Consider the following 25,104-nt stretch of genomic DNA (forward strand, 5'->3'; position numbering starts at 1 on the left):
CGCTGCGTCATTGCCACCATCGGCCGTGCAAAAAATGCTCCTGTTGCTCGCATATAGCCGCCATGGTGCCTAGCTAGGCTGGAATATAGATCATCAGGGAGACGCCTCTTTCATGCCGCATCATACCCCGCTTATCGGAACTATCGTCGCGGGGATCGTGCTCGCCTTCATCTTCGGTGCGGCGGCCTTCCGGCTGCGGCTGCCACCGCTGGTCGGCTATCTGCTCGCGGGCGTGGCGATCGGGCCCTTCACCCCGGGTTATGTGGCGGATCAGGGGCTGGCGAACGAACTGGCCGAAATCGGTGTGATCCTGCTGATGTTCGGGGTGGGGCTCCATTTTTCGCTCAAGGATCTGATGGCCGTCCGCAATATCGCCGTCCCCGGCGCGATCGCGCAGATCGGGGTCGCCATATTGCTCGGCATGGGGCTTGCCTGGCTGCTCGGCTGGGGCATCGCGGGCGGCTTCGTCTTCGGCCTCGCGCTGTCGGTCGCGAGCACGGTGGTGCTGCTGCGCGCGATGCAGGAACGGCGGCTGATCGAGACGGATCGGGGAAAGATCGCGGTCGGCTGGCTGATCGTCGAGGATCTGCTGATGGTGCTGGCGCTGGTGCTGCTGCCGGCGCTCGCCGGCGGGATGGGGGCGGACGGCAAGAGCGGGGCGGAGATCGGCCTCACCCTGCTCGTCACCATCGGCAAGGCCGCCGGCTTCGTCGCCTTCATGCTGATCGTCGGGCGGCGCTTCGTGCCCTGGGCGCTGCATCTCATCGCACATAGCGGCTCGCGCGAGCTGTTCCGCCTGTCGGTGCTCGCCATCGCGCTCGGCGTGGCGTTCGGCGCGGCGATGCTGTTCGGCGTGTCCTTCGCGCTCGGCGCCTTCTTCGCGGGCATGATCCTCGCTGAATCGCCGCTCAGCCAGCGCGCGGCGGAAGAGACGCTGCCGCTGCGCGATGCCTTCGCGGTGCTGTTCTTCGTGTCGGTGGGGATGCTCTTCAATCCCTATATATTGGTGCAGGCGCCGCTGGCGTTGCTCGGCACCGTCCTGATCATCATCGTCGGCAAGTCGGTCGCGGCCTATCTGATCGTGCTTGCCTTCGGCCATGGCAAGCGGACGGCGCTGACGATTTCGGCCAGCCTCGCGCAGATCGGCGAATTCTCCTTCATTCTCGCGAGCCTGGGGACGGAGCTTGCGCTGCTGCCGGAACAGGGACGCGACCTGATCCTCGCGGGTGCGATCGTCTCGATCCTGTTCAATCCGCTGATCTTCGGACTTGTCGACCGCTTCGGCGGCAGGGCGGTGGGCATGGCCGAGGAACATGCGATCGGCGATGCGCCGCGCGCGCCGCCGCGCGGCCATGTCGTGCTGGTGGGCTATGGCCGCGTCGGATCGCGCGTCGGCCGTGATCTGATCGCCGCGCATGAGCGAGTGACGGTGATCGAGACGGAGGGCGATCTTGCCGGGCTTCCGGAGCCGAACGACCGGATCAAGCTGGTGATCGGCAATGCCGCCGGCAGCGAGATGCTGGACCGCGCGCATGTCGCCCAGGCGCGGATGCTGTTCGTGGCGATCCCGCAGGCGTTCGAGGCGGGGCAGATTGTCGAGCAGGCGCGCGCGATCAATCCCGGCCTGCGCATCGTCGCGCGCGCGCATACGCAGGAGGAGATGGATCATCTCCACGCCAAGGGCGCCGATTCCACCATCATAGGCGAATATGAGATCGCCCGGCGCATGGTGGAGGAGGCGCTGACCGGCATCTGACCGTTCGGCCGGCCGCCCGCGCTCATCCCCCGCCGGGCGCCTTGGCGCCGCGCGCGGGCGGCGTTTCATGCAGCCGGGTCTCGGGATGGCCGGCATGCGACCAGTCGATCTGATAGAGGTCGAAGCGCCGGTCGGTCAGGTTGCGCACCGTGCCCTCCGCGCGTGCCCAGGTGAGGTCGGCGAGGTTGACGTCGCTGATCGTCAGCGTCTCGACATTCTCGCTCGCTTCCGCCGCGATCCCGTCGCGCGCGAAGGGGAAGTCGCAGGGCGTCAGGATGCAGCTTTGCGCATATTGCACGTCCATATTCTCGACGCCGGGCAGGTTGCCGACATTACCGGACATCACCACGAAGCACTGATTTTCGATCGCGCGCGCCTGGCAGCAATAGCGCACGCGCAGATAGGCTTGGCGGCTGTCCGTGCAGAAGGGGACGAAGATGATCCGCGCCCCTTCGTCCACCAGCCGCCGGGCCAGTTCCGGAAATTCGCTGTCATAGCAGATGAGGACGCCGATCGGGCCGCAGTCCGTCTGGATCGTGTCGATCGAATCCCCGCCCTTGATGTTCCACCAATAGCGTTCGTTGGGCGTGGGGTGGATCTTCTCCTGTGCATGAATCGATCCGTCGCGCAGGCAGACATAGGCGACATTCTGGATGTCGCCATCCTCGGTTCGCGTAGGGTGGGAGCCGCCGATGATGTTGATATTGTAGCGCAGCGCCATGCGGGCGAGCTCGTTCACGATCGGCCGGCGATGCTCCGTCAGCCGGTCGATCGCCTCGACGGGGCTGAGCTCCTCCTTCTCATAGGCGAGGAGCTGGAGCGTGAAGAGTTCGGGAAAGACGATGAAGTCCGCCCGATAACCCGCCGCCACATCGACGAAATATTCGACATTATGGACGAATTCGGCGAAATTTTTCACGGCCCGCGCCTGAAGCTGGACGGTGGCGAGGCGGACGCTCTCTATTCCGCGCGGAACGCGGAACTTGGGATCCTCGTTCGGATCGACATAAGGGTTGTGCCACACCATATGCGCCGCGAAGCCGCAGGAGCGGCGATCCTCGGGCAGATAGTTGGGCAGCACGCCGATCGGTTCGAAGCCATTGGCGATCTGGAATCCGATCACCGGATCGCGCAGCTTGCCCGCGCGCACGCGCCGCAGATAATCCTCCGGCCCGTCGACCTTGCTGCGTGTGCGATAATAGCCGGGCATCCGCCCGCCGAACACGATCCCCTTCAGCTCCAGCCGCTCGGCGAGCATGCGGCGCGCCTCATAGAGCCGCTGGCCGATACGCAGGCCCCGCTGCTTGGGATCGACGCACATTTCGAAGCCGTAGAGCCAATCGCCGGTCGGGTCGTGGCGCGATCCGAAGCCCTTGCCGCTGATCTGGTCCCAGTCATGGGGCCCCAGCGCGATCGCTTCGTCGATCCGCGAGCTGGCGCAATAGCCGACGATCTTGCCGTCATAGACGGCGACGAACTGGCCCTCGGGGAAATTGTTGATCTGTCCGCGGACCATGCCGCGGCTGTAACCCGGCATGCCTTCATAGGCGCGTGCGACCAGCGCGACGATGCCCGGTACGTCCGATGTTCGTGCGAGGCGGACTTCGAGCCGCGCCTTGCTGCTGCTGTCAGCTACTTTCAGCACTCTCCCGCTCCATTCCGGCGATGCAGCCGAAACGGAGCGGGAGGGCTGCGCGTTCCCTTACTTCCAGTCCGCCATCGCGGTTTCGAGGTTGACGCGGATCGCCTCGAAGAACTGCTCGGTGGTCATCCAGGGCTGGTCCGGGCCGATCAGGATCGCGAGATCCTTGGTCATCTGGCCCTGCTCGACCGTCTTGATGCAGACCTGCTCGAGCGTTTCGGCGAAGCGCGTCACGTCGGGCGTGCCGTCGAACTTGCCGCGATGCTTGAGGCCGCCCGTCCAGGCGAAGATCGACGCGATCGGGTTGGTCGACGTCGCCTTGCCCTGCTGGTGCATGCGATAATGGCGCGTGACGGTGCCGTGCGCGGCTTCCGCCTCGATCGTCTTGCCGTCGGGCGACATCAGCACCGAGGTCATCAGGCCGAGCGAGCCGAAGCCCTGCGCCACCTGATCGGACTGCACGTCGCCGTCATAATTTTTGCACGCCCAGACGAACTTGCCGCTCCACTTGAGCGCGCTCGCCACCATGTCGTCGATCAGGCGATGTTCGTAAACGATATTGCGTTCCTTGAACTTCTCCTTGAATTCCTTGTCGAAAATCTCCTGAAAAATATCCTTGAAGCGGCCGTCATAGGCCTTCAGGATGGTGTTCTTGGTGGAGAGATAGAGCGGCCAGCCGCGACCGAGTGCATAGTTCATGCTGGCGCGCGCGAAATCGGCGATCGAGTCGTCCAGATTGTACATGCCCTGGGCGATGCCGGGCGACGGGAAGTTGAACACTTCCTCCTCGATCCGCTGGCCGTCCTCGCCTTCCCAGATCATGCGCAGCTTGCCGGGGCCGGGCACCTTGAAATCGGTCGCGCGATACTGGTCGCCAAAGGCATGGCGGCCGACGACGATCGGATCGGTCCAGCCCGGGATCAGCCTGGGCACATTCTTGATGACGATCGGCTCGCGGAAGACGACGCCGCCCAGGATGTTGCGGATCGTGCCGTTGGGCGACTTCCACATCTTCTTGAGCTTGAATTCCTCGACGCGCGCCTCGTCCGGCGTGATCGTCGCGCATTTCACGCCGACGCCATATTTCTGGATGGCGCGCGCGCTGTCCACCGTTACCTGATCGTCGGTGGCATCGCGATTTTCGATGCCGAGATCGAAATAGAGCAGGTCGATGTCGAGATAGGGAAGGATCAGCCGCTCCCGGATCCACTGCCAGATGATCCGCGTCATCTCGTCGCCGTCGATCTCGACGACCGGGGTCTTCACCTTGATCTTCGCCATGGGCCTGCTTTCTCCTCGTCCAATGGAGGGTTGTTGTGTCGGGGCTCTAGGGCCGTAGGCGGCGAGATTCAACAGGGCGGGAACGATGGCGCCCGCGGCGCTTTTGGCCCATCGAGATTGTCAGCCAGAGGCGCCGTCCCTAGAAGGATGCGATGAACTCTCTCGAACAGACATCCGGCACGACGCCGAGCGTCCGCTGGCGCTGGCCGGCGGTGCATCCCGAAGGCCGCAAATTCGCCCTGATCGCCGGCGGCATCACCCTGATCTTCGCGCTCCTCGCCTGGGAGACGCTGGCCTGGCCGATGGCCGGGATCACCATCTGGGTGCTGGCCTTCTTCCGCGATCCGGTCCGCTCGGTACCGCGCGGGCCGGGGCTGATCGTGGCGCCGGCCGACGGGCTCATCACCATGATCGAGCGGGTGCCGCCGCCGCGCGAGCTGAGTGGGCCGGATGCGCTGGGCGACGAGCCGATGATCCGCGTCTCGATCTTCATGAGCGTGTTCGACGTGCACATCAACCGCAGCCCGATCGCCGGCACGATCCGCCGCGTCGTCTATATTTCGGGCAAGTTCCTCAACGCCAGCCTCGACAAGGCGAGCGAAGATAATGAGCGTCAGCATTTCCTGGTCGAGGGCGCGGACGGCACGCGCATCGGCTTCACCCAGATTGCCGGTCTCGTCGCGCGGCGCATCGTGCCCTTCGTCAAGCCTGGCGACATCGTCGCGGCCGGGCAGCGCGTCGGCCTGATCCGTTTCGGCAGCCGCGTCGACGTCTATCTGCCGGAAGGCACCGCGCCCAAGGTCGCGCTCGGCCAGCGCTCGATCGCGGGCGAGACGATCCTCGGCCGCATTGGCGACGGCGAGAAGATCGACGGTATTCCGCTCTAAGGCCGAACAGGATGAAATCGCCTTCGCCCCATCGCCCGTTCCGGGGCATTCCGCTGCGCGCGCTCGCGCCCAACGCGGTCACCGCGCTCGCGCTCTGCTTTGGGCTCACGGGCGTGCGCTTCGGCATTTCGGGCGAATGGGAGAAGGCGATCGCCGCGATCGTCATCGCCGGCGTCCTCGACGGGCTGGACGGGCGCATTGCCCGGATGCTCAAGGGCGAGAGCCGTTTCGGTGCCGAGCTCGATTCGCTGTCGGATGTGATCGCCTTCGGCGTGTCGCCCGCGATCCTCATCTATCTCTGGTCGTTGCAGCATCTGCCACAGTTCGGCTGGGTCTTCGCGCTCGCCCATGCCGTCTGCTGCGCGCTGCGCCTCGCGCGCTTCAACGCCAGCATCGACGTCAAGGAACAGCCGCATAAGTCCGCTGGCTATCTGACGGGCGTTCCCGCGCCGGCGGGTGCAGGGCTGGCATTGCTGCCCATCTATCTCTGGCTGGTGACGGGCGAGCCTTTTTTCCGCCAGGTCTATGTCGTCGCGCCCTGGGCGATCCTCGTCGCCTTCCTGATGATCTCCGATCTGGCGACCTTTTCCTGGTCGTCTTTCCGCTTGCGCCCGGGGTTCAGGCTCTGGGTGCTGGTGTTGGTCGGGCTGGTCGGCGCCGCGCTGATCAGCGCACCCTGGGCGACGCTCAGCGTGATCGCCATACTCTATATACTGGCCATTCCTTTCAGCGTGCGCAGCTATGCCCGGGTCAGGCGGCAGCGCGCAGCTCAGCAGGGCGCGCAATAGCCGCCTGCGTCATCATCCTCGCCCGGCGCGGCGCGGGGACCAGTCGGATTCGCGGAGGCAGGGGCTGCGGCTGAAGATAGGGTTCGTCCCTGCCCAGCGCACGGCGGATCATGTCCCGATTGTCGATCAGGCTGGCCGCGAGCACGGCCAGGGCGCCCAATGCTGCGCCCGCGAAGAAGATCGTCGCAAATATCTGAAGCATCTTACGAAACTCCGATCCCTACGATGTTTCCGGCGGGTTCGCCGGTCCATCACGACTATGTCTGCTCTTATATGTTCCTGTTATGTTCCGTTCGTCAACCCTTGATTTGCGCGGAAAATGCGATTAGGCGCGCAGCCATTCCACATGTGGGGCTACATACCGGTGCCGGGAGCCAGCCGAGGCTGGGTCCGGTCACTGCCCCGCAGAGGTAGTAACCGGGAAGGAGATTATCCTATGGCGGCTCCCACCGTCTCCATGCAGGCGCTGCTCGACGCGGGCGCGCATTTCGGCCACCAGACGCATCGCTGGAACCCGAAGATGAAGCCTTACATCTTCGGCGATCGCAACGGCATCCACATCATTGACCTGTCGCAGACCGTGCCGCTCTTCGCGCGTGCGCTTGACTTCATCAGCCAGACGGTCGCCCATGGCGGCAAGGTTCTGTTCGTCGGCACCAAGCGCCAGGCGCAGGAGCCGATCGCGGATGCGGCGCGTCGTTCGGGCCAGCATTTCGTCAACCATCGCTGGCTGGGCGGCATGCTCACCAACTGGAAGACCATTTCGGGCTCGATCAAGCGCTACAAGGCGCTCGAGGAGCAGCTTTCGGGCGACACGCACGGCCTCACCAAGAAGGAAGTGCTCCAGCTCACCCGCGAGCGTGACAAGTTCGAGCTGTCGCTCGGCGGCATTCGCGATATGGGCGGCATTCCGGACGTGATGTTCGTGATCGACGCCAACAAGGAGGAGTTGGCGATCAAGGAAGCCAATACGCTCGGCATCCCGGTCGTCGCGATCCTCGATTCGAACGTCGATCCCTCGGGCATCGCTTTCCCGATCCCGGCCAATGACGACGCGGCCCGCGCGATCCGCCTCTATTGCGACGCGGTGGCCGAGGCGGCGACCCGCGGCAACCAGGGTGCGCGCCAGCTTCGCGGCGAGGATTTCGGCGCGTCCGAAGCTCCGCCGGCCGAAGAAGCGCTCGCCTGATCGGCTTCGGGCGCCCCGTCGCGGCGGCGCCCGTCACGAGACTGAAACGGGGCGGGGCGATGGCTCCGTCCCGTCAATTTCTATCTGAAAGGAAAAGGACATGGCGGAGATCACCGCTGCTGCCGTCAAGGATCTGCGCGAGCGCTCGGGCGCCGGCATGATGGACTGCAAGAAGGCGCTCACCGAGACCAATGGCGACATGGAAGCCGCCATTGACTGGCTGCGCACCAAGGGCCTCGCCACCGCCGCCAAGAAGTCCGGCCGCACCGCCGCCGAGGGGCTGGTCGGCGTCGCCGTCGCGGGCACCAAGGGCGCTGCGGTCGAGGTCAATTCCGAGACCGACTTCGTTTCGAAGAATGATCAGTTCCAGGATTTCGTCCGCACCGTCACCACGCTCGCGCTCGAGGGCGGCGACGATGTCGAGGCGCTCGCCGGCGCGGCCTATCCGGGCGGCGGCACGGTTTCGGAGAAGCTGACTGCCAATATCGCCACCATCGGCGAGAATCAGAATCTGCGCCGCGTGAAGGTGCTGGACGTGAGCGAAGGCGCGATCGTGCCCTACGTCCACAATGCCGCCGCGCCGGGCCTCGGCAAGATCGGCGTGCTCGTCGCGCTCGAGGGCAATGCTCCGGTCGAGAAGATCGAGGCGCTCGGCAAGCAGCTCGCCATGCACATCGCCGCCGCCAGCCCGCAGGCGCTGCATGAGGATGGGCTCGATGCGGCGCTCGTCGAGCGCGAGCGCGCGATCGCGACCGAAAAGGCCGCCGAATCGGGCAAGCCCGCGAACATTGTCGAGAAGATGGTCGAAGGCGCGATCGCGAAGTTCCGCAAGGAGAATGCGCTCCTCAGCCAGATCTTCGTGATCGACAACAAGACCAAGATCGCCGACGTCGTCGCGGCCGCGGCCAAGGAAGCCGGCGGCACGATCACGCTCAAGGATTATGTCCGCTTCCAGCTCGGCGAGGGCATCGAGAAGCAGCAGAGCGATTTCGCGGCGGAAGTCGCGGCTGCGGCGGGCGCCTGATCCGCACGCTTTCCGGCGCCCGCCGGGGTCCGCCTTGCGGGGCGGGCTCCGGCGGGCGTCCTTGTGTTCGGGCCGCGCCCGCGTCGCTTGGCAGCGGGCGATCCCGCTACTATGGTGCGCTCCCGCCTCATTTTCCTCGATGAACGGAACCCCTGCATGACCCTGCCGCGCTTCAAACGCATTCTTCTGAAGTTGTCCGGTGAAGTGTTGATGGGGGATGGAAAGGTCAGCATAGATCCCGCCACCACGGCGCGCGTCGCCGGCGAGATCGCCGCTGCCCAGGCCGCCGGGTTCGAGCTGTGCCTCGTCGTAGGCGGGGGCAATATCTTCCGCGGTCTTGCTGCCGCCGCGCGCGGCTTCGATCGCACCAGCGCCGACTATATGGGCATGCTCGCGACCGTGATGAACGCGCTTGCCGTGCAGAATGCGCTGGAGCAGATCGGCGTCGAGACGCGCGTTCAGTCCGCCATTCCCATGCCTTCGGTGTGCGAGCCCTATATCCGCCGCCGCGCCGTGCGCCATATGGAGAAGGGGCGGATCGTGATCTTCGCTGCGGGCACCGGCAATCCTTTCTTTACTACGGACAGCGCGGCCGCGCTCCGCGCTGCCGAAATGGGCTGCGACGCGCTGTTCAAGGGCACGTCGGTCGATGGCGTCTATGATGCCGATCCCAAGAAGGTGGAGACCGCGACCCGTTACGATACGGTCAGCTTCAATCAGGTGCTGTCGGACGACCTCAAGGTGATGGACGCCAGCGCCGTGGCACTGTGCCGCGACAACAATATTCCGATCGTTGTGTTCAACATCCGCGAGCAGGGCAATCTGGCCCGCGTGCTTGCGGGCGAGGGAACGGCGACGATCGTCGGAAACTGAAAAAAAGGACCAATTAATGGCTGCGTACAACAAGGCCGATCTGGAGCGCCGCATGGCTGGCGCCGTCGAGGCCCTGAAGCATGATCTTGCCGGCCTGCGCACCGGCCGCGCCTCCACCTCGCTGCTCGATCCGGTGACGGTCGAGGTTTATGGTGCGCATATGCCGCTGAATCAGGTCGCCACCGTCACCGCGCCCGAGCCCCGCATGCTTGCGGTGCAGGTGTGGGACAAATCGAGCGTCGGCCCGGTCGACAAGGCGATCCGCGCCGCCGGCCTCGGCCTCAATCCGATCGTCGACGGGCAGAATCTGCGGATCCCGATCCCCGATCTTACGGAGGAGCGTCGCAAGGAGCTGGCCAAGCTCGCCAGCCAATATGCGGAAAAGGCGCGCATCGCCGTGCGCAATGTCCGCCGCGACGGCATGGATTCGCTCAAGACGGACGAGAAGAAGGGCGAGATTGGCGAGGACGATCGCAAGCGCCGCGAGACCGAGGTGCAGAAGCTGACCGATTCCACCATCGCCGATCTCGACGCGGCGGCGGCCGCCAAGGAGAAGGAAATATTGGGCAAGTGACGCCGGCCTCGGCCCAGTCATCCGCAATGGCGTCTCCGGCTGGGGATGCCGTCGCTTCGCGATCCGCTGGCGGGGCCGTCGTGCCGCGCCATGTTGCGATCATCATGGACGGCAATGGCCGCTGGGCCAAGAAACGCCTGCTGCCTCGCATCGCGGGCCATCGCCAGGGCGCCGAAGCGCTGCGCAAGACGCTGCGCGCGGCGGGCGAGATGGGCATAGAGGCGCTCACCCTCTATGCCTTTTCCTCGGAAAATTGGCGCCGCCCCGTGACCGAGATCGCGGACCTGATGGGGCTGCTGCGCCATTATCTGCGCCGCGAGATAGACGAGATCCATGCCAACGGCATCCGCCTGCATGTGATCGGCGACTATCGCCGGCTCGATTCCGATATCGTCGCGCTGATCGATGAGGCCCGCGCCCGGACGGCGGGCAATAGCGGCATGCATTTCGTGATCGCGCTCAACTATGGCGCGCAGGACGAGATCGTCCGCGCCGCGCGCGCGCTGGCGGAGGAGGCGCGTAGCGGTACGCTCGATCCTGCCTCGATCGACGCATCCGCCATCGAGGCGCGGCTCGACACGCATTGCCTGCCGCCGCTCGACCTCTTGATCCGCACCTCCGGCGAGGCGCGCCTGTCCAATTTCCTGCTGTGGCAGGCAGCCTATGCCGAATTGCTGTTCGTCGACACGCTCTGGCCCGATTTCGATGGTGCAGCACTTGCCAAGGCAGTTGCGGCGTTCGGCGCGCGCGAGCGGCGCTACGGCGGGCTATGATGGCCGATACCGGCTTGGGCGGGACGCTCGCCCGGAGCCGCTCCGATCTCGCGACCCGCGCGGGGGCGGGGGCGGCGATGATCGCGGTGGCGCTCGTGGCGCTCTGGCTTGGCGGCTTTGCCTTCTGGCTGCTCGCATCCGTTGCGGCGCTGCTGATGCTGGCCGAATGGGGCGGGCTGATGCGTTGCGATACGGGGCGTATCCGCGCCACGCTGATCGTCTTCGCCGTTCCGCTTCTCTGCGCCTGTCCGCTGCTGGTCGGGCCGGAGCGTGGTGTGGTGATGCTGCTCGGCGGCGCGGCGCTGGTCGTGGCGGTGGCGAGCGGCAGCACGCGGCTCGGCGCTGGGCTGCTCTATGCCGGCCTGCCTGCGATCGGCCTGATCTATCTGCGCGAACAGCCGCAGGGGATCGCGCTCACGCTCTGGACGCTCGCCATCGTCTGGGCGACGGACATCGGCGCCTATTTTTCCGGCCGGCGCTTCGGTGGCCCGCGCCTCGCGCCGATCGTCAGCCCGAACAAGACCTGGTCGGGCCTGCTCGGCGGCATGGTGGCGGCTCTGCTCCTCGGCGCCGGCCTTGCCGCGCTGTTCGGCCTGCCCGGGCCGCTGCTGTTTCTGGGGGCGCCGCTCGCCATATTGGCCCAGATGGGCGATTTGTTCGAAAGCTGGCTCAAGCGCCGTGCCGGAGTGAAGGATAGCGGCCGGCTGCTTCCCGGCCATGGCGGCGCGCTCGATCGGCTGGATGGGGTCGTGCCCGTCGCCGTGCTGATCGCCGCGCTCCGTTCTGCCGGCCTGATCTGATCATGGCCCGGCGTACCGTCTCGATTCTCGGCGCGACCGGTTCGATCGGCACCTCCACGCTCGACCTGATCGAGCGCGATCTCGAGACGTTCGAGGTGGTCGCGCTCACCGCGCAGCGCGACGTGGCCGGGCTTGCCGCTGCCGCGCGCCGTACCCGTGCGCGCCTCGCCGTGATCGGGGAGGAGGCGCTGCTGCCCGATCTCAGCGCCGCGCTGGCCGGCACGGGGGTGGAGGCGGCCGGCGGGGCAGGGGCCATCATCGATGCCGCCGCGCTGGGCGCGGACTGGACGATGGCGGCGATCGTCGGCTCGGCGGGGCTGCGCCCGGTAATGGCCGCGCTCGAACGGGGGCGCACGGTCGCGCTCGCCAACAAGGAATCGCTCGTCTCCGCCGGCGCGTTGATGACACGGGCCGCGCGCGCATCGGGCGCTACGCTGCTGCCGGTCGATTCGGAGCATAATGCGATCTTCCAATGCTTCGCGCCCGAAGCGCCCGAGAAGATCCGCAAGATCATCCTCACCGCCAGCGGCGGCCCCTTCCGCGCGGCGAGCCGGGCAGAGATGGCTTCGGCGACGCCCGAACAGGCGGTGCGCCACCCCAACTGGTCGATGGGCGCCAAAATCTCGATCGATTCGGCCACGCTGATGAACAAGGGGCTGGAGCTGATCGAGGCGCATCACCTCTTCCCCGTCGGCGCCGATCGGTTCGAGGTGCTGGTCCATCCCCAGTCGGTGGTCCATTCGATGGTCGAATATGTCGATGGATCGGTGCTGGCCCAGCTTGGCACGCCGGATATGCGCACGCCTATCGGCCATACGCTCGCCTGGCCCGCGCGCATGGCAACGCCCGCGCCCCGGCTCGATCTGGCGGCGATCGGCCGGCTCGATTTCGAGGCGCCGGATTATGATCGCTTCCCCGCACTCGGCCTCGCCCAGGCTGCGCTGGCGGCGGGCGGCGCGCGCCCCGCGGTGCTCAACGCGGCCAATGAGGTGGCGGTCGCCGCGTTTCTGGAACGGCGGGTCGGATTCCTCGATATCGCCGCGGTCGTGGCCGAGGTTCTGGAACGTTATGATCCGCCGGCGCCCGCGTCGCTCGACGATGTCTTCGCCATCGATTCGGCTGCGCGGACGCGGGCGGCGGAGGTGATGGAAAGGCTGGTCACGTGATCGAGGGTCCCGGTTTTCTGATCACGGTGCTGAGCTTCCTGCTGGTCATCGGCCCGCTGGTCTTCCTGCATGAGCTCGGCCATTATCTCGCCGGCCGCGCCTGTGGCGTGAAGGCGGACGTCTTCTCGATCGGCATGGGGCAGGAGGTGGTCGGTTGGACGGACCGGCGCGGCACGCGCTGGAAGATCGCCTGGTTGCCGCTCGGCGGCTATGTGAAGTTCGCAGGCGACATGAACCCGGCCAACCAGCCCTCGCCGGAATGGCTGCGCCTGCCGCCCGAGGAGCGGGCCAAGACCTTCCAGGCCAAGCCGCTATGGCAGCGTTTCATCATCGTCGCCGCAGGCCCGATCGCCAATTTCATCGTCGCCATCGCCATCATCGCGGGCTTCCTGATCGCCTATGGCGAGCCGCGCACGCCGCCCGTCGCCGCAGCGATCAGCGCCGGTTCCCCGGCCGCTGCCGCGGGCCTGCGCGCGGGCGACCGGATCGTATCGGTGGCCGGCCGTTCGGTCACGACCTTCGACGATATCGTCATGATCGTCCAGATCCGCCCGGAAGAACCGCTGGCGATCGGCTTCGTCCGCGACGGGCGGCCGATGAATGCGGTCGTCACCCCGGCCGCCATGATCGAGCGGGACAGGTTCGGCAATGAATTTCGCAAGGGCGTGCTCGGCGTCGCTTCGGGGCCGCGCATCATCGCGCCGTTGAAGCCGCATGAGGTGCTCGGCGCCGCGGTGCGCCAGACGGGCACGATCCTGCGCACCATGGTCGATACGATCGGCCAGATCATCACCGGCCGCCGTTCGGTGAAGGAATTGGGCGGGCCGCTCAAGATCGCGCAGATTTCGGGGCAGCAGGCGACGCTGGGCCTTGCCAAGCTGATCATGCTGATCGCGATGATTTCGATTAATCTGGGATTCATCAATCTCTTGCCAATCCCGATGCTCGATGGTGGCCATCTGATCTTTTATGTTCTGGAGGGGATCCGGCGGCGTCCGCTGCCGCCGCAGGCGCAGGAATGGGCGTTTCGATCCGGCCTTGCCCTCCTGCTCGGCTTCATGCTGTTCGTCACGGTGAATGATCTCGGCTCGTTCGGTCTGTGGCGGCGGCTTGCCGGGTTGATCGGCTGACGCGCTTGGGGCAGGGCATGGGGCCGGTCTTCGGGGGGCCGGCGCGCCATGTGGCGTTTGATGCGTTTTTGAGTGAAGGGCGGGATTGCGTGACGGCTAGTAAGACGACTGGTGGGACGACCATCAACGGAACGCGGCTGATGTCCGCCCTCCTTCTCGGCACCATCCTCGGTGGCGCTCCCGCCTTTGCCCAGCAGGCGCAGCCTGCGCCGGCCGCGCCGCAACCGGCTGTTCCGGGCGCAGGCGTGATCCGCTCGCTGAATGTGACGGGCGCGCAGCGGCTCGAGCCCGATACGGTGCGCTCCTATGTGAAGCTTCGTGCGGGCGAGCCCTATACGCAGGAATCGCTCGATCAGGCGCTGAAGGATCTCTACGCCACCGAGCTGTTCGCCGATGTCCAGATCGCGGGTGCCGACACCGGCAACATCGTCATCCAGGTGCGCGAGAATCCGGTCATCAACCGCATCGTTCTGGAAGGCAATAAGCGGCTGAAGGAAGACAAGATCCGGCCCGAGATCAAGCTCGCCCCGCGCCAGATCTTCACCCGTTCCAAGGCGCGCGCGGACGTTGCCCGCATCATCGAGCTCTATCGCCGCCAGGGGCGCTTCGCCGCGACGGTCGAGCCGAAGATGGTCCAGCTCGATCAGAACCGCGTCGATATCGTGTTCGAGATCAGCGAGGGCGCCAAGTCCAAGGTCCGCAAGATCAACATCATCGGCAACGAGAAATATTCGGACGGCCGGCTGCGCGGCGAGATGGCGACCAAGGAAGCCGGGATCACCAAGATCTTCTCCTCGGGCACCAGCTATGATCCCGATCGCCTCTCCTACGACCAGCAGAAGCTGCGCCAATTCTATCTGACGGAAGGCTATGCCGATTTCCGCGTTGTCTCGGCCGTCGCCGAGCTGACGCCCGACAAGCGCGACTTCATCATCACCTATGTGGTCGAGGAGGGCGAGCGCTACAAATTCGGCGATGTCGATATCGACAGCGACATTCGCGACCTGAAGCCCGAGACGCTCAAATATCTGCTGCAGATGAAGAGCGGCGACTGGTACAATGCCAAGCTGGTCGAGGACACGGTCGACGCCATGACCGAGACGGCCGGCGTGCTGGGCTATGCCTTCGCCGACGTCCGCCCCAATTTCGAGCGCGACAAGGATAAGCGCACCATGTCGGTGACCTATAAGGTCGCCGATGCGCCGCGCGTCTATGTCGAGCGGATCGACATCAATGGCAACACCATCACCCGCGACAAGGTGATCCGCCGCGAATTCCGTCTGGCCGAGGGCGATGCCTTCAACGGCTTCCGCGTCAAGCGCTCGCGCGACCGCATCCAGTCGCTCGGCTTCTTCCAGGACAAGCTGGAGATCGAGCAGAAGCCGGGCTCGGCGCCGGACAAGGTGATCCTCGAAGCCAATGTCGAGGAAAAATCGACCGGCGAGCTGCAGGTGTCGGCGGGCTTCTCCAGCCTCGAGCGGTTCATCGTCAATCTCGCCATCACCCAGCGCAACTTCATGGGCAAGGGGCAGGAGCTGCGCGCCAGCGCGGATTATTCCACTTATTCCAAGTCGGTGAATCTGGGCTTCACCGAGCCCTATCTGTTCGACAAAAATATCGCGATCGGCGGCGACATATTCCGCCGCGACTATAATTCGTTCAACTATATCAACGGCAACGACCGCAACACCACCTATGAGCAGACCACGACGGGCTTCCAGATCCGCGCGGGCGTGCCGCTCACCGAATATGTCAGCCTCGCGCTGCGTTACGGCCTTAGCTATGATGACGTGTCGCTCGATCGGAATACATTCTATCTGAACGGCCAATGTTCGCCGCTGCTCGCGGGCCGCTATCTCTGCGATGCGATCGGCCAGCGCACCACCTCCTCGGTCGGCTATTCGCTGTCCTTCGACAATCTGAACAACCGGCTCCGGCCGAGCGCGGGCCACCGCATCCTGTTCAGCCAGGATTTTGCGGGCCTCGGCGGCAGCGTCAAATATCTGCGCACGACGGCCAATGCGCGCAAATATTGGGGCCTGGGCTCTGGCTTTATCTTCTCGCTCGGCGCCGAGGGCGGCTATATTCATTCGCTCGAAAAGAGCCGCGGCGAGGGCGTCGACAAGGTGCGCCTCACCGATCGCTTCTTCCTCGGCGAGCCGCAGATTCGAGGTTTCGCTATTCGTGGCGTGGGCCCGCGCGTCCAGCGCTTTTCCTATGACGCCGACGGCAATCTCATCACGGATCAGAATCAGCGCGTCGACGATGCGCTGGGCGGCCGGGCTTATTATCTCGGCCGTGCCGAACTTGAGCTGCCGCTCGGCAGTGGCGCGCGCGAGCTCGGCCTTCGTCCGTCGCTCTTCGTCGATGCAGGCGCTGTCTTCGGCGTTACCCGCCCGGTCCTGACCGATCAGCGGACGACGCAGACCATCCCGATCCTGAATTCGGCCGGCATGGCCCAGTGTCTTCAGGCGGACAACAGCATCACCACGATCCCGAACGTCTCAAATGGCCTTCCGGTCTGTCCGACGGGAAATCTTGTCGCGAGCACGATCGCGCCCTTCTCCGAGCGTTTCCTCGGCGATACGCCTAAGCCGCGCGTCTCGGTGGGCTTCGGCGTCAACTGGAATTCGCCCTTCGGTCCGTTCCGGATCGACGTCGCCAAGGCGCTGGTCAAGCAACGCGGCGATGACACCAAGCTCTTCACCTTCAACGTAGGAACCCAATTCTGATGAAGATTCTCCTCAAGGCGGCGGTCGCCGCCGCGGCGTTCGTCGCGATTCCTGCTGCTGCCCAGGCGCAGGTCGCCACCGCAGATCTGGGTGCCGCGGTCGAGCAGTCCGCCGCGATGAAGGCGGCGCAGACGCAGATCCAGACGCAGTACAAGGCGCAGATCGACGCGTTCAACGCGCGCCAGCAGGCGCTCGCCGCTGAGCTCCAGCCGCTCCAGCGCGAGATCCAGACGCTTCAGGCCAATTCGGCGACCCCGCCGGCGACGCTGCAGCAGAAGGTGACCGCCTATCGCACGCGCGAGCAGGCTGCGCAGCGCGAGCTGGCCGGTCTTGCCGCCCCCTTCGGCCGCCCGTCCGCCTATGCGCAGGAGCAGGTTGCCGACAAGGTCGAGCCCGCCGTCCGCGCCGCCATGGCCGCGAAGAATGTCTCGCTGCTCGTCCGCCCGGAAGCTGTGCTGCTCGCGCTGCCGGCCGGTGATCTCACGGCCGACATCGTCTCCCAGCTCAACGCCCAGGTGAAGACGGTGTCGATCACCCCGCCGGCCAATTGGCAGCCGGGCCAGGCCAAGGCGGGCGCCGCCCCTGCCGCCGCCACCCCGGCCAAGCCGACCGGCCGGTGAGCGATACGGAAGTTCCGGCGGCCGCCTCCATCGGCCCGCTTGATATTAAGCGGGTGATGGCGGCGCTGCCGCATCGCTATCCGATGCTGCTGGTCGATCGCGTCGAGGAGTTGATCCCCGACCGGTCGATCGCCGCAATCAAGGCGGTGACGATCAACGAGGGCTTCTTCCAGGGTCATTTCCCCGGCCGCCCGATCATGCCGGGCGTGCTGATCGTCGAGGCGCTGGCGCAGGCCGCCGGCGTCCTCGCGGTGGAATCGCTCGGGCTCGCGGGCACGGGCAAGCTCGTCTATTTCATGGCGATCGAGGAGGCGAAGTTTCGCAGCCCGGTCGAGCCCGGCGTGCTGCTCCGGCTCGAGGTGGAATTCGTCCAGAAGCGCGCGAAGGTCTGCAAATTCGCCGGCCGCGCCCTGATCGACGGCAAGGTCGCTGCCGAGGCGAGCTTCACCGCGATGATCGCCGATCCGCCTTCGACTTAACCTAATCCTCATCCCTGCCTCGGCAGGGATGAGGGAATAATGGGCCGACAGCGCTTACCCTGAGCGCGGCCATATAGGCAGCAGCCGGCCTAATCACCCATCCGATCATCGGCCAGAAAGGCCGCCAGCTCCTCCGGCGTATTGATATTGCTCGGGCTCGCCGACAGCATCACGCGCCGTACCCCCGCTTGCGCAATCCAGCTCCGCATCGCCAGATCGCCGCCGCTCTCCAGATAGTCTTTCAGTAGCCCCCCCATGTCGGACGGCCACAGCCCCAGCAGCGGCTGCCCCTCCGCCACCGCCGGGCCGGGCGCGAGCTGTTCGATCAGATCGAGCGGCAGGTCGGGCAGGTCGCATCCGCTGGTCAGCACCCGGTCGAATCCCGCCTCGCGCGCGAAGGCGAGCGCGCCCGCGAGCGCGCCCAGCGGCCCCATGCCCGGCCGAGGAATGTCGGGCGCGCAGCACAGCCCAGGCCATTCCCGCCCGACGACGATCACGGCGTCGCTCTGCGCGCGCAGCCGCGCCGCGACCCGATCGAGCAGCTTCACGCCAAGAATCTCCGCGCTTGCCTTGTCGCTGCCGAAACGGCGCGCCTCACCGCCGGCGAAGATCGCGCCCAGCACGCTCATCTCGGGGCCGCCCGGCTTGTCATTCAGGTCTCATCCGCGTAAAGGCCGCGCTCCGCTTTCCGGGCTGGTCGGAAACCAGCCATGCAATGGAGCAACGCCGCCATGAAGAAGAATATCCACCCCGATTATCACATGATCAAGGTCCAGATGACGAACGGCACCGTGTTCGAGACCCGCTCCACTTATGGCAGCGAGGGCGACACGCTTCTGCTCGACATCGATCCGACCGTGCATCCGGCCTGGACCGGCGGCAAGTCGACCCTGCTCGACGCGGGTGGCCAGGTCGCGCGCTTCAACAAGCGCTTCGGCGGCCTCACGCTCGGCAAGAAGTAAATATCTGCCGCATCCGCCATCCCGGCTCGGCCGGGGTGGCGAGAGGGCGGGGCGGTCATCCCGCCCGCAGCGCCTTCACCATGCCCGCCGCGATCGATAGCGCGATCTCGGCCGGCCCCTGCGCCCCGATCGCCAGCCCCGCCGGCGCATCCAACCGGGCGAGCTGTTCCTCGCTCAGCCCCGCCGCCTTCAGCCGCTCCAGCCGCGCGGCATGGCTCTTGCGCGATCCCAGCGCGGCCACATAGGCTGCCGGCGAATTGAGCGCTGCGATCAGCGCCGGATCGTCTATCTTGATGTCGTGGCTCAGCGTCACCACCGCCGTCGCCTCGTCGGGCTTGAGCGCGGCGATCGCCTCGTCCGGCCAGCGATCGTCGCGTGCCATGCCGGGGAAGCGTTCCTCGGTCAGGAATCGGTCGCGCGGATCGATCAGCGTCGGCGCCACGTCGATTGCCCGTGCGAACTGCGCCAGCGACTGCGCGATCTGCACCGCGCCCACGATCAGCAGCCGGCGTGGCGGCTGATAGCGGTTGACGAAGCGCGTCTCGCCCGCCGTCTCCCCCGCCTCGCTGCGGCCGGTTGCGAGGTCCGTGGTGATGGAAAAGGCACGTCCCTCGACCCGGGCGGCGGCGATCGCGTCGAACAGTTCCGCAGGAAATCCTTCCGTCGATACGGGTTGGACGTAGATTGCTATCTCGCCGCCGCAGGGCAGGCCCACTTCCCAGGCCGTGTCATTGGCCACGCCAAAGTCCAGCCGCCGGCTCCGGCCGGTCGCGATCGCTTCCGCCGCCGCATGCAGCACTTCGCCCTCGACGCAGCCGCCCGAGACCGATCCCTCGAACCGGCCATCCTCATGCACCAGCATATGGCTGCCGCGCGGCCTGGGGGCCGATCCCCATGTCGCGATCACCGTCGCCAGCGCGAGTCTCGCGCCGCGCCAGGCATGCGCTGTCGCGATCAGCCGATCCAGTTCACCTTTTTGTTCCGCGGCCTGCGTCATCGGCTTCGTCTCGTCGAGAAAAGGGGGAGGTTCGGCTCGTTGGCATGGGACGCGCGGGCAGGCAATGATTAGCTATCCATCTCATGCTGCACATGCGAAGCTCGACATTCTGTGCCGAAAAGGGGATGATGGGGTCATGACGCGTATCCATCGCTTCTTCGCCGTCGCCTGCTGGCTGGCCATAGGCGGCGCCTATATGCTGTCGATCATGCCGGAAGACGAAGCGCCCAAGGTGCTGGGATGGGACAAGGCGCAACATATGCTCGCCTTCTTCACCATCACCTTGCTCTTCCGGCTCGGCTATCCCCGCTTTCCGGTGCGTTATGTGATCGGCGCGCTCGGTCTGTTCGGCGCGCTGATCGAATTCAGCCAGATGGTCCCGCTGATCCATCGCGATTCGAGCGTCTGGGATTGGGTGGCGGATATGATCGCCCTCTTTGCCGCGCTGCTCGTGGCGCGGCCGATCGTGGCATGGCTCGGCCGGTGGCGGATGGGGTGGGATTCGAACCCACGGTGAGCTTGCACCCACGGCGGTTTTCAAGACCGCTGCCTTAAACCACTCGGCCACCCATCCGGTGGGGCCGCTTATCCCCGAATGGCCCCGGCGTGCAACCGTGCCGTTGCCGCGACGGATCGGGATTTGCGCGGGCCCGCTACTATGGCAGAGAATGTGGAGGAAGGGTTTTTCCACATGCGTCTCCTCTTTGCCGCCATCCTGTTTGCCGCTTCGGCCCTGACGCCCCTGTCGCGCGCGCCCGCGCAGGCGGTGGTCCAGGTCCTGCCGGGGCAGGATGCCGCCTTCCGCGCCTTTCTCGATGGACTGCGCCCCCGCGCGCTCGCGGCCGGGGTGAGCGCCGCCACCTTCGATGCGGTGATCCCCACGCTCAGCTTCAATTCTCGCGTGATCGAGCTCGATCGCGCCCAGCCGGGCGGCACGCCGACCAGCAGCCCCTCGGCCGCCATCGCGCGGTTCGAGCCTTATCGGGTCAAGCATGTCGATGCCGATCGCATCGGGCGCGGACGCCGCCGTTATCAGGATCTGCGCCCGCGTCTTGCCGCGATCGAGGCGCGCACCGGCGTGCCCGAATCGATCATGATGGCGATTTACGGCCATGAGACGGGCTATGGCACCTTCGCCGGCGATTTCGATCTGCTCCGCGCGCTCGCCAGCCTGGCTTATGAGGGGCGCCGCCGCGCGCTCTTCACGGACGAGTTCATCGCTACGCTGAAGCTGCTCGAACGCGGCATTCCCCGTTCCACGCTCAAGGGAAGCTGGGCCGGTGCCACCGGCTATCCGCAATTCCTGCCCAGCATGTATCTCCGCCTCGCGGTCGATGGCGATGGCGACAGCAAGGTCGATATCTGGAGCAACGAGGCGGATGCGCTCGCCTCGATCGGCAATTATCTGATCAACGCCGGCTGGAAGCCGAACGTGCCCTGGGGCGTCGCTGCGGTCGTGCCGTCGGGGTTGGATCGCGAGGCGGTGAAGCCGCTCGTCACCTCGCCGCGCTGCCCGCGCGTCCATCAGCGGCACAGCCGCTGGCTCAGCATCGCCGAATGGCGCCGCCTGGGTGTCGTGCCCGCCGGCAGCTCCGTGCCGGCCGATACGGAACTGGCCAGCCTGATCGAGCCCGACGGCCCGGGCGAGACCGCCTATCTGCTGTCGAGCAATTATCGCGCGATCCTCGATTATAATTGCTCGAACTTCTACGCGCTGTCGGTCGGCCTGCTCGCCGATGCCGTCGCACGCTGAGGCGGCCCCGGCCGTCTTCCCGGCGGCGGGAAGGGGGCGGGGCTGGGCGTCGCTTGCCCTGGCGCTGCTTCTTGCCGCCTGCGTCTCCACGCCCCGACCGCCCAAGGGGGCTCAGCCGCGCCCGTCGCGCGGGCCCGTGCCCGATGCGCCGGTCAAGGTCGGCAAGCCCTATCAGGTGCTCGGTATCTGGTACTATCCGGCGGACGATGCCGATTATGACGAGGTCGGTATCGCTTCCTGGTACGGATCGGATTTCCATGGGGGGCAGACCGCCAATGGCGAGCGCTACGACATGGACATGGTCGGCGCAGCGCACAAGACGCTGCCCTTGCCTTCCTATGTCGAGGTGACGTCGCTCCGGACGGGGCGGCGCATCCTCGTCCGCGTCAATGATCGCGGCCCCTTCGTGCCCAATCGGATCATCGATCTTTCGCGCCGCGCGGCCGGGATGCTCGGCATCGACAAGGCCGGCACCGGGCCCGTCCGCGTCCGCCGTATCTTTCCGGGCGAGGCCGAGCGGCTCGCGCTCAGATCGGGCCGCATGGCCGCCCCGCTGCCCGACGCCGGCCCGGCCGAGCTGGCGGAGGCCCGGGCGCGGCTGGCGGTGCGTGCGGCGGATCCGCAGCCGCGGCCCGCCATCGCGCCGACGCCCGCGATCGCCACCGCCTGGTATGTCCAGATCGGCGCTTATGGCGAGCTTTCCCGCGCCGAGCGGCTGGCGGCCGAGCTGGGTGGAACGGTCCAGCCGGTAGGCGGGCTTTATCGTGTGCGGCTCGGGCCTTTTGAGGACGAATCTTCCGCCGCGCTGATGCTGGCGCAGCTCGGATCGCGCGGCTATCAGGGGGCGAGGCTGGTCCGTCCCGGCTCCTGAGAATCGCTTAGATGGAAAGACATTCGATGATGCGTATCCGTTTCGCCGCCTCGATGGTCGGGGCGTCGCTGCTCGTCGCCGCGCCCGGCATGGCTGCAGCGCCCCCCTTCGATACGCCGGCACCCGTCGCCTTCCTGAAGGATCTTTCCTCCGACGCCATCCTTTTTTCCAAGGATGCCGATCGCCGCATGCCGCCCGCCTCGATGGCGAAGATGATGACGGTCTATGTCGCCTTCGATCTGATCAAGAAGGGCGAGCTCAAACTCGATCAGATGGTCACCGTGCGGCCCGAGACGTGGCGCCAATGGCATGGCCCGGCGGCGGGCTCCACCATGTTCCTCTCGCCCGGCGAGCAGGTCAGCGTCGCCAATCTACTGTTCGGCATCGTCACGCTTTCGGGCAATGATGCCTGCGTCGTGCTGGCCGAGCATATTTCGGGCACCGAGCCCGCCTTCGCCGCGCTGATGAACCGGCGCGCGGCCGAGCTTGGCATGAAGAACAGCCATTTCGGCAATTCGAACGGTTGGCCCGATGCCGGCGTCACCTATGTCACCGCGCGCGACCTTGCGACGCTCGCCCAGGCGACGATCGAGAAGTTCCCCGATCTCTACAAGACCTTCTACAGCCGCCGCCAATTCACCTGGGGCAAGACGTTGGGCTCGGGCGAGGCGATCACCCAGGCCAATCGCGATCCGCTGCTCGGTCGCGTCGCCGGCGCGGACGGGCTCAAGACGGGTCATACGGAAGAGGCCGGCTATGGCTTCACCGGATCGGCCGAGCAGGGTGGGCGCCGCCTCGTCATGGTGCTGGCGGGCCTCACCTCGTTCAACCAGCGGATCGAGCAGTCGGTCGCCTTCATGAACTGGGGCTTCCGTGCCTGGACGGCCAAGCCGCTCTTCGCCAAGGGCAAGCAGGTGCAGACCGCCGAGGTCCAGCTCGGCGACAAGCGCGAGGTCGGCCTCGTGGCGCCGCGTAACCTCACCGTCACCGTGCCCGCCGGCATGGGATCGGACATGAAGATGTCGGTCGTCTATAACGGTCCGATCAAGGCGCCGATCAAGGCCGGCCAGCATATCGCCGATCTGGTCGTGAAGACCGCCGATTCGCCGCCGCAGACACTGCCGCTGGTCGCCGCCACCGATGTGGAGGAAGCGGGCTTCTTCGATCGGCTGATGGCGGGCATCCGCTGGTTGTTCGGGCTTGCGTGAGCGGTCGTTTCATAACGCTTGAGGGCGGCGAGGGCGTCGGCAAGTCCACCCAGGCGCGGCGCCTCGCCGAAGCGCTCCGCGCGCAAGGTCATGAGGTGGTCGAGACGCGCGAGCCCGGCGGCAGCCCGGGCGCGGAGGCGATCCGCGCGCTGCTGCTCGAAGGCGGCGCCGATCGCTGGGGGCCAGGGGCGGAGGCGCTGCTCTTCGCCGCCGCGCGCGCCGATCATGTCGAAAAGACGATCCGCCCCGCGCTCGCGGCAGGAAAATGGGTCGTCTGCGATCGCTTTCTCGACAGTTCGCTCGCCTATCAGGGCGGTGCCGACGGGCTGGGGCAGGAGGCGATCCGTGCGCTTCACAATGTTGGTAGCAACGGCTTCCTGCCCGATCGCACGCTGCTCCTGACGCTGCCCGCCGATCAGGCGGCTGTCCGCGCCGCCAAGCGCGATGGCGATGGCGCGGACCGCATCGGCGCGCGCGACGCCGCCTATCATGCGCGTGTGGCGCAGGCCTTCCGCGCGCTCGCCGAGGCCGATCCCGGCCGTTTCCGCATCGTTGATGCCAGCGGAGATGCGGAAAGCGTCACTGCGCGCCTGCTCGCGGCGCTGGCATGACCGCGCTTCACGGCCATCGCCCGCTCGTTACCGCCTTTCTCGACGCGGCGCGCTCCGGCCGGCTGCACCATGCCTGGCTGCTTGCCGGACCGCAGGGGATCGGCAAGGCGCGGTTTGCCGATGCCGCGGCGCTGCGCCTTCTCGCCGAATCGGCCGGTCCGCCGGTCCAGGCGCCCGGGCTCGATGTGCCGGCGGATCATCCGATCGCGAAGCTGGTCGCGGCGGGCTCGCATCCCGATCTGCGCCGGCTGGAGCGGCTGGCCAAGGACAAGTCGGAGGAGCTTGCCCGTTCGATCAGCATTGCGCAGGTCCGCGCGCTCCAGGCGTTGTTCGCCACCACGCCCAGCCTGTCGCCACGCCGCGTGGTCATCATCGATGCGATCGATGATCTGGAACGGCCCGCCGCCAACGCGCTCCTCAAGAATCTGGAGGAGCCGCCCGCCGATACGCTGTTCCTGCTGGTGAGCCACGCGCCCGGCCGGCTGCTCCCCACCATCCGCTCGCGCTGCCGCCTGCTCCGTTTCTCTCCGCTCGACGCGGCCGATACCGCCGCCGTGCTGCGCGAGGCGCTGCCCGAGGCGGAGGAGGCGGAGATAGGCGCGCTCGTCTCGATCGCGGGCGGCGCCCCGGGCACGGCGCTGCGCTTCGCCGGGCTCGACGTGGCCGGGCTCGATGCGGCAATGGAGCGGCTGATCGCGCATGGTGATCCCACCAATGCCGAGCGCGTGGCGCTTGCTCGGGCGCTGTCGCTCAAGGCGGCGCAGCCCCGCTACGAGATTTTCCTGGAGCGCGCGCCCGCCCGCATCGCCGCGCAAGCGCACCGCTTGTCGGGCCCCGCGCTCGCCCGCGCAATCGCGCTGTGGGAGGAGGCGCGCGGCCTTGCCGATGGCGCCGTCCGCCTCTCGCTCGATCCGCAGGCGACGGTATTCGAGCTGGCTGGCTTGCTCGCGAGGCTTGCCCCGGAGCCCGCGCCCGCTAAAGCCTGAGC

The 25,104-nt window shown here is 66.6% G+C and carries 26 protein-coding genes and 1 tRNA gene; 21 read left to right on the forward strand and 6 right to left on the reverse strand.

The window, feature by feature from the left end; translation table 11 throughout:
* Nucleotides 1-112: 112 nt before the first annotated feature.
* Nucleotides 113-1,756, forward strand: coding sequence for a YbaL family putative K(+) efflux transporter (ybaL, locus tag CLG96_RS09315; protein WP_107967597.1), 1,644 nt, complete (start codon nt 113-115; stop codon nt 1,754-1,756).
* Between the two features lie 22 nt (nt 1,757-1,778).
* On the opposite strand, the gene CLG96_RS09320 is transcribed toward ybaL, so the two are convergent.
* Nucleotides 1,779-3,293: a carbon-nitrogen hydrolase family protein gene (locus tag CLG96_RS09320; protein ID WP_107967691.1), complete on the reverse strand. Its 1,515-nt coding sequence runs from the start codon at nt 3,291-3,293 to the stop codon at nt 1,779-1,781.
* Between the two features lie 165 nt (nt 3,294-3,458).
* Nucleotides 3,459-4,679 (reverse strand): NADP-dependent isocitrate dehydrogenase, encoded by a 1,221-nt coding sequence (locus CLG96_RS09325; RefSeq protein ID WP_107967598.1) that lies wholly within the window; start codon nt 4,677-4,679, stop codon nt 3,459-3,461.
* 152 nt (nt 4,680-4,831) lie between these two features.
* Between CLG96_RS09325 and CLG96_RS09330 the strand changes: the two genes are divergently transcribed.
* Both CLG96_RS09330 and CLG96_RS09335 read left to right on the forward strand, forming a co-directional pair.
* A complete protein-coding gene (locus tag CLG96_RS09330) occupies nt 4,832-5,566 on the forward strand; it encodes a phosphatidylserine decarboxylase (protein ID WP_107967599.1) in 735 nt (244 codons plus the stop codon).
* An 11-nt stretch (nt 5,567-5,577) separates the two neighbouring features.
* On the forward strand, nt 5,578-6,354 hold the full coding sequence (locus CLG96_RS09335) for a CDP-alcohol phosphatidyltransferase family protein (protein ID WP_107967600.1): 777 nt from the start codon (nt 5,578-5,580) through the stop codon (nt 6,352-6,354).
* Here CLG96_RS09335 and CLG96_RS09340 read toward each other — a convergent pair.
* Complete coding sequence (locus CLG96_RS09340) at nt 6,317-6,556, reverse strand: hypothetical protein (RefSeq protein WP_107967601.1); 240 nt, start codon at nt 6,554-6,556, stop codon at nt 6,317-6,319. The two genes, CLG96_RS09335 and CLG96_RS09340, sit on opposite strands and share 38 nt — an antisense overlap.
* Before the next feature lie 234 nt (nt 6,557-6,790).
* Here CLG96_RS09340 and rpsB point away from each other — a divergent pair, with 234 nt between their 5' ends.
* The 11 genes from rpsB to fabZ all read left to right on the forward strand — a co-directional run bounded on the left by rpsB (nt 6,791) and on the right by fabZ (nt 17,714).
* The gene (gene rpsB, locus CLG96_RS09345) at nt 6,791-7,543 is read left to right on the forward strand and encodes a 30S ribosomal protein S2 (RefSeq protein ID WP_107967602.1); all 753 of its coding nucleotides are present in this window, start codon (nt 6,791-6,793) and stop codon (nt 7,541-7,543) included.
* 100 nt (nt 7,544-7,643) lie between these two features.
* On the forward strand, nt 7,644-8,567 hold the full coding sequence (tsf, locus tag CLG96_RS09350) for a translation elongation factor Ts (protein WP_107967603.1): 924 nt from the start codon (nt 7,644-7,646) through the stop codon (nt 8,565-8,567).
* Nucleotides 8,568-8,723: 156 nt separating this feature from the next.
* Complete coding sequence (pyrH, locus tag CLG96_RS09355) at nt 8,724-9,440, forward strand: UMP kinase (RefSeq protein WP_107967692.1); 717 nt, start codon at nt 8,724-8,726, stop codon at nt 9,438-9,440.
* 16 nt (nt 9,441-9,456) lie between these two features.
* Nucleotides 9,457-10,014: a ribosome recycling factor gene (gene frr, locus CLG96_RS09360; RefSeq protein ID WP_107967604.1), complete on the forward strand. Its 558-nt coding sequence runs from the start codon at nt 9,457-9,459 to the stop codon at nt 10,012-10,014.
* A 26-nt stretch (nt 10,015-10,040) separates the two neighbouring features.
* Entirely contained in the window at nt 10,041-10,787 is a 747-nt protein-coding gene (locus CLG96_RS09365; RefSeq protein WP_107967605.1) for an isoprenyl transferase, read from the forward strand.
* Nucleotides 10,784-11,587: a phosphatidate cytidylyltransferase gene (locus CLG96_RS09370; protein WP_243395715.1), complete on the forward strand. Its 804-nt coding sequence runs from the start codon at nt 10,784-10,786 to the stop codon at nt 11,585-11,587. The genes CLG96_RS09365 and CLG96_RS09370 overlap by 4 nt, the downstream gene beginning before the upstream one ends.
* A 2-nt stretch (nt 11,588-11,589) precedes the next feature.
* Nucleotides 11,590-12,753, forward strand: a complete 1,164-nt coding sequence (locus tag CLG96_RS09375) for a 1-deoxy-D-xylulose-5-phosphate reductoisomerase (RefSeq protein WP_107967607.1) — start codon at nt 11,590-11,592, stop codon at nt 12,751-12,753.
* Nucleotides 12,750-13,883, forward strand: a complete 1,134-nt coding sequence (gene rseP, locus CLG96_RS09380) for an RIP metalloprotease RseP (protein ID WP_107967608.1) — start codon at nt 12,750-12,752, stop codon at nt 13,881-13,883. Before CLG96_RS09375 ends, rseP begins: the two co-directional genes overlap by 4 nt.
* Before the next feature lie 140 nt (nt 13,884-14,023).
* On the forward strand, nt 14,024-16,615 hold the full coding sequence (gene bamA / locus CLG96_RS09385) for an outer membrane protein assembly factor BamA (protein WP_243395716.1): 2,592 nt from the start codon (nt 14,024-14,026) through the stop codon (nt 16,613-16,615).
* Entirely contained in the window at nt 16,615-17,235 is a 621-nt protein-coding gene (locus CLG96_RS09390) for an OmpH family outer membrane protein (RefSeq protein ID WP_107967609.1), read from the forward strand. The genes bamA and CLG96_RS09390 overlap by 1 nt, the downstream gene beginning before the upstream one ends.
* Complete coding sequence (gene fabZ / locus CLG96_RS09395) at nt 17,232-17,714, forward strand: 3-hydroxyacyl-ACP dehydratase FabZ (protein ID WP_279330605.1); 483 nt, start codon at nt 17,232-17,234, stop codon at nt 17,712-17,714. The genes CLG96_RS09390 and fabZ overlap by 4 nt, the downstream gene beginning before the upstream one ends.
* An 89-nt stretch (nt 17,715-17,803) precedes the next feature.
* On the opposite strand, the gene mobA is transcribed toward fabZ, so the two are convergent.
* Nucleotides 17,804-18,343, reverse strand: coding sequence for a molybdenum cofactor guanylyltransferase (mobA, locus tag CLG96_RS09400; protein ID WP_107967610.1), 540 nt, complete (start codon nt 18,341-18,343; stop codon nt 17,804-17,806).
* A 102-nt stretch (nt 18,344-18,445) separates the two neighbouring features.
* Here mobA and rpmE point away from each other — a divergent pair, with 102 nt between their 5' ends.
* A complete protein-coding gene (rpmE, locus tag CLG96_RS09405) occupies nt 18,446-18,676 on the forward strand; it encodes a 50S ribosomal protein L31 (protein ID WP_107967695.1) in 231 nt (76 codons plus the stop codon).
* Nucleotides 18,677-18,731: 55 nt separating this feature from the next.
* Here rpmE and CLG96_RS09410 read toward each other — a convergent pair whose 3' ends face one another.
* Nucleotides 18,732-19,673 carry an XdhC family protein gene (locus CLG96_RS09410; RefSeq protein WP_107967611.1) on the reverse strand — a complete coding sequence of 314 codons (942 nt, stop codon included), beginning with the start codon at nt 19,671-19,673 and terminating at the stop codon, nt 18,732-18,734.
* A 136-nt stretch (nt 19,674-19,809) separates the two neighbouring features.
* On the opposite strand from CLG96_RS09410, the gene CLG96_RS09415 reads away from it, so the two are divergent.
* Nucleotides 19,810-20,190, forward strand: a complete 381-nt coding sequence (locus CLG96_RS09415; protein ID WP_107967612.1) for a VanZ family protein — start codon at nt 19,810-19,812, stop codon at nt 20,188-20,190.
* On the opposite strand, the gene CLG96_RS09420 is transcribed toward CLG96_RS09415, so the two are convergent.
* Nucleotides 20,158-20,247 (reverse strand) — tRNA-Ser (locus CLG96_RS09420). The genes CLG96_RS09415 and CLG96_RS09420 overlap by 33 nt on opposite strands.
* A gap of 117 nt (nt 20,248-20,364) precedes the next feature.
* Between CLG96_RS09420 and CLG96_RS09425 the strand changes: the two genes are divergently transcribed.
* Genes CLG96_RS09425 through CLG96_RS09445 form a run of 5 tightly spaced genes read left to right on the forward strand, consistent with a single transcriptional unit; the run spans nt 20,365 to nt 25,102 of the window.
* Nucleotides 20,365-21,426 (forward strand): lytic murein transglycosylase, encoded by a 1,062-nt coding sequence (locus CLG96_RS09425; protein WP_107967696.1) that lies wholly within the window; start codon nt 20,365-20,367, stop codon nt 21,424-21,426.
* On the forward strand, nt 21,410-22,297 hold the full coding sequence (locus CLG96_RS09430) for a septal ring lytic transglycosylase RlpA family protein (RefSeq protein ID WP_107967613.1): 888 nt from the start codon (nt 21,410-21,412) through the stop codon (nt 22,295-22,297). Before CLG96_RS09425 ends, CLG96_RS09430 begins: the two co-directional genes overlap by 17 nt.
* A gap of 29 nt (nt 22,298-22,326) precedes the next feature.
* Nucleotides 22,327-23,505 carry a D-alanyl-D-alanine carboxypeptidase family protein gene (locus CLG96_RS09435; protein ID WP_107967697.1) on the forward strand — a complete coding sequence of 393 codons (1,179 nt, stop codon included), beginning with the start codon at nt 22,327-22,329 and terminating at the stop codon, nt 23,503-23,505.
* Nucleotides 23,502-24,116 (forward strand): dTMP kinase, encoded by a 615-nt coding sequence (gene tmk / locus CLG96_RS09440; RefSeq protein WP_107967614.1) that lies wholly within the window; start codon nt 23,502-23,504, stop codon nt 24,114-24,116. Before CLG96_RS09435 ends, tmk begins: the two co-directional genes overlap by 4 nt.
* Complete coding sequence (locus tag CLG96_RS09445; RefSeq protein WP_107967615.1) at nt 24,113-25,102, forward strand: DNA polymerase III subunit delta'; 990 nt, start codon at nt 24,113-24,115, stop codon at nt 25,100-25,102. Before tmk ends, CLG96_RS09445 begins: the two co-directional genes overlap by 4 nt.
* Nucleotides 25,103-25,104: the final 2 nt, after the last annotated feature.

Origin of the sequence: Sphingomonas oleivorans (assembly GCF_003050615.1) — a bacterium.
In the GTDB taxonomy this organism is placed as follows: domain Bacteria; phylum Pseudomonadota; class Alphaproteobacteria; order Sphingomonadales; family Sphingomonadaceae; genus Sphingomonas_H; species Sphingomonas_H oleivorans.

Bases quoted from the DNA above. Each gene is read 5' to 3' on its own strand.
- rpsB (WP_107967602.1), top strand. From the start codon at position 6,791: ATGGCGGCTCCCACCGTCTCCATGCAGGCGCTGCTCGACGCGGGCGCG.
- rpmE (WP_107967695.1), top strand. From the start codon at position 18,446: ATGAAGAAGAATATCCACCCCGATTATCACATGATCAAGGTCCAGATG.
- ybaL (WP_107967597.1), top strand. From the start codon at position 113: ATGCCGCATCATACCCCGCTTATCGGAACTATCGTCGCGGGGATCGTG.
- CLG96_RS09335 (WP_107967600.1), top strand. From the start codon at position 5,578: ATGAAATCGCCTTCGCCCCATCGCCCGTTCCGGGGCATTCCGCTGCGC.
- pyrH (WP_107967692.1), top strand. From the start codon at position 8,724: ATGACCCTGCCGCGCTTCAAACGCATTCTTCTGAAGTTGTCCGGTGAA.
- CLG96_RS09340 (WP_107967601.1), bottom strand. From the start codon at position 6,556: ATGCTTCAGATATTTGCGACGATCTTCTTCGCGGGCGCAGCATTGGGC.
- frr (WP_107967604.1), top strand. From the start codon at position 9,457: ATGGCTGCGTACAACAAGGCCGATCTGGAGCGCCGCATGGCTGGCGCC.
- CLG96_RS09390 (WP_107967609.1), top strand. From the start codon at position 16,615: ATGAAGATTCTCCTCAAGGCGGCGGTCGCCGCCGCGGCGTTCGTCGCG.
- tsf (WP_107967603.1), top strand. From the start codon at position 7,644: ATGGCGGAGATCACCGCTGCTGCCGTCAAGGATCTGCGCGAGCGCTCG.
- CLG96_RS09435 (WP_107967697.1), top strand. From the start codon at position 22,327: ATGCGTATCCGTTTCGCCGCCTCGATGGTCGGGGCGTCGCTGCTCGTC.
- CLG96_RS09375 (WP_107967607.1), top strand. From the start codon at position 11,590: ATGGCCCGGCGTACCGTCTCGATTCTCGGCGCGACCGGTTCGATCGGC.
- CLG96_RS09425 (WP_107967696.1), top strand. From the start codon at position 20,365: ATGCGTCTCCTCTTTGCCGCCATCCTGTTTGCCGCTTCGGCCCTGACG.
- CLG96_RS09415 (WP_107967612.1), top strand. From the start codon at position 19,810: ATGACGCGTATCCATCGCTTCTTCGCCGTCGCCTGCTGGCTGGCCATA.
- CLG96_RS09430 (WP_107967613.1), top strand. From the start codon at position 21,410: ATGCCGTCGCACGCTGAGGCGGCCCCGGCCGTCTTCCCGGCGGCGGGA.
- mobA (WP_107967610.1), bottom strand. From the start codon at position 18,343: ATGAGCGTGCTGGGCGCGATCTTCGCCGGCGGTGAGGCGCGCCGTTTC.
- CLG96_RS09410 (WP_107967611.1), bottom strand. From the start codon at position 19,673: ATGACGCAGGCCGCGGAACAAAAAGGTGAACTGGATCGGCTGATCGCG.
- CLG96_RS09365 (WP_107967605.1), top strand. From the start codon at position 10,041: ATGGCGTCTCCGGCTGGGGATGCCGTCGCTTCGCGATCCGCTGGCGGG.
- CLG96_RS09445 (WP_107967615.1), top strand. From the start codon at position 24,113: ATGACCGCGCTTCACGGCCATCGCCCGCTCGTTACCGCCTTTCTCGAC.
- bamA (WP_243395716.1), top strand. From the start codon at position 14,024: ATGTCCGCCCTCCTTCTCGGCACCATCCTCGGTGGCGCTCCCGCCTTT.
- CLG96_RS09325 (WP_107967598.1), bottom strand. From the start codon at position 4,679: ATGGCGAAGATCAAGGTGAAGACCCCGGTCGTCGAGATCGACGGCGAC.
- CLG96_RS09370 (WP_243395715.1), top strand. From the start codon at position 10,784: ATGATGGCCGATACCGGCTTGGGCGGGACGCTCGCCCGGAGCCGCTCC.
- CLG96_RS09320 (WP_107967691.1), bottom strand. From the start codon at position 3,293: ATGCCGGGTTACAGCCGCGGCATGGTCCGCGGACAGATCAACAATTTC.
- CLG96_RS09330 (WP_107967599.1), top strand. From the start codon at position 4,832: ATGAACTCTCTCGAACAGACATCCGGCACGACGCCGAGCGTCCGCTGG.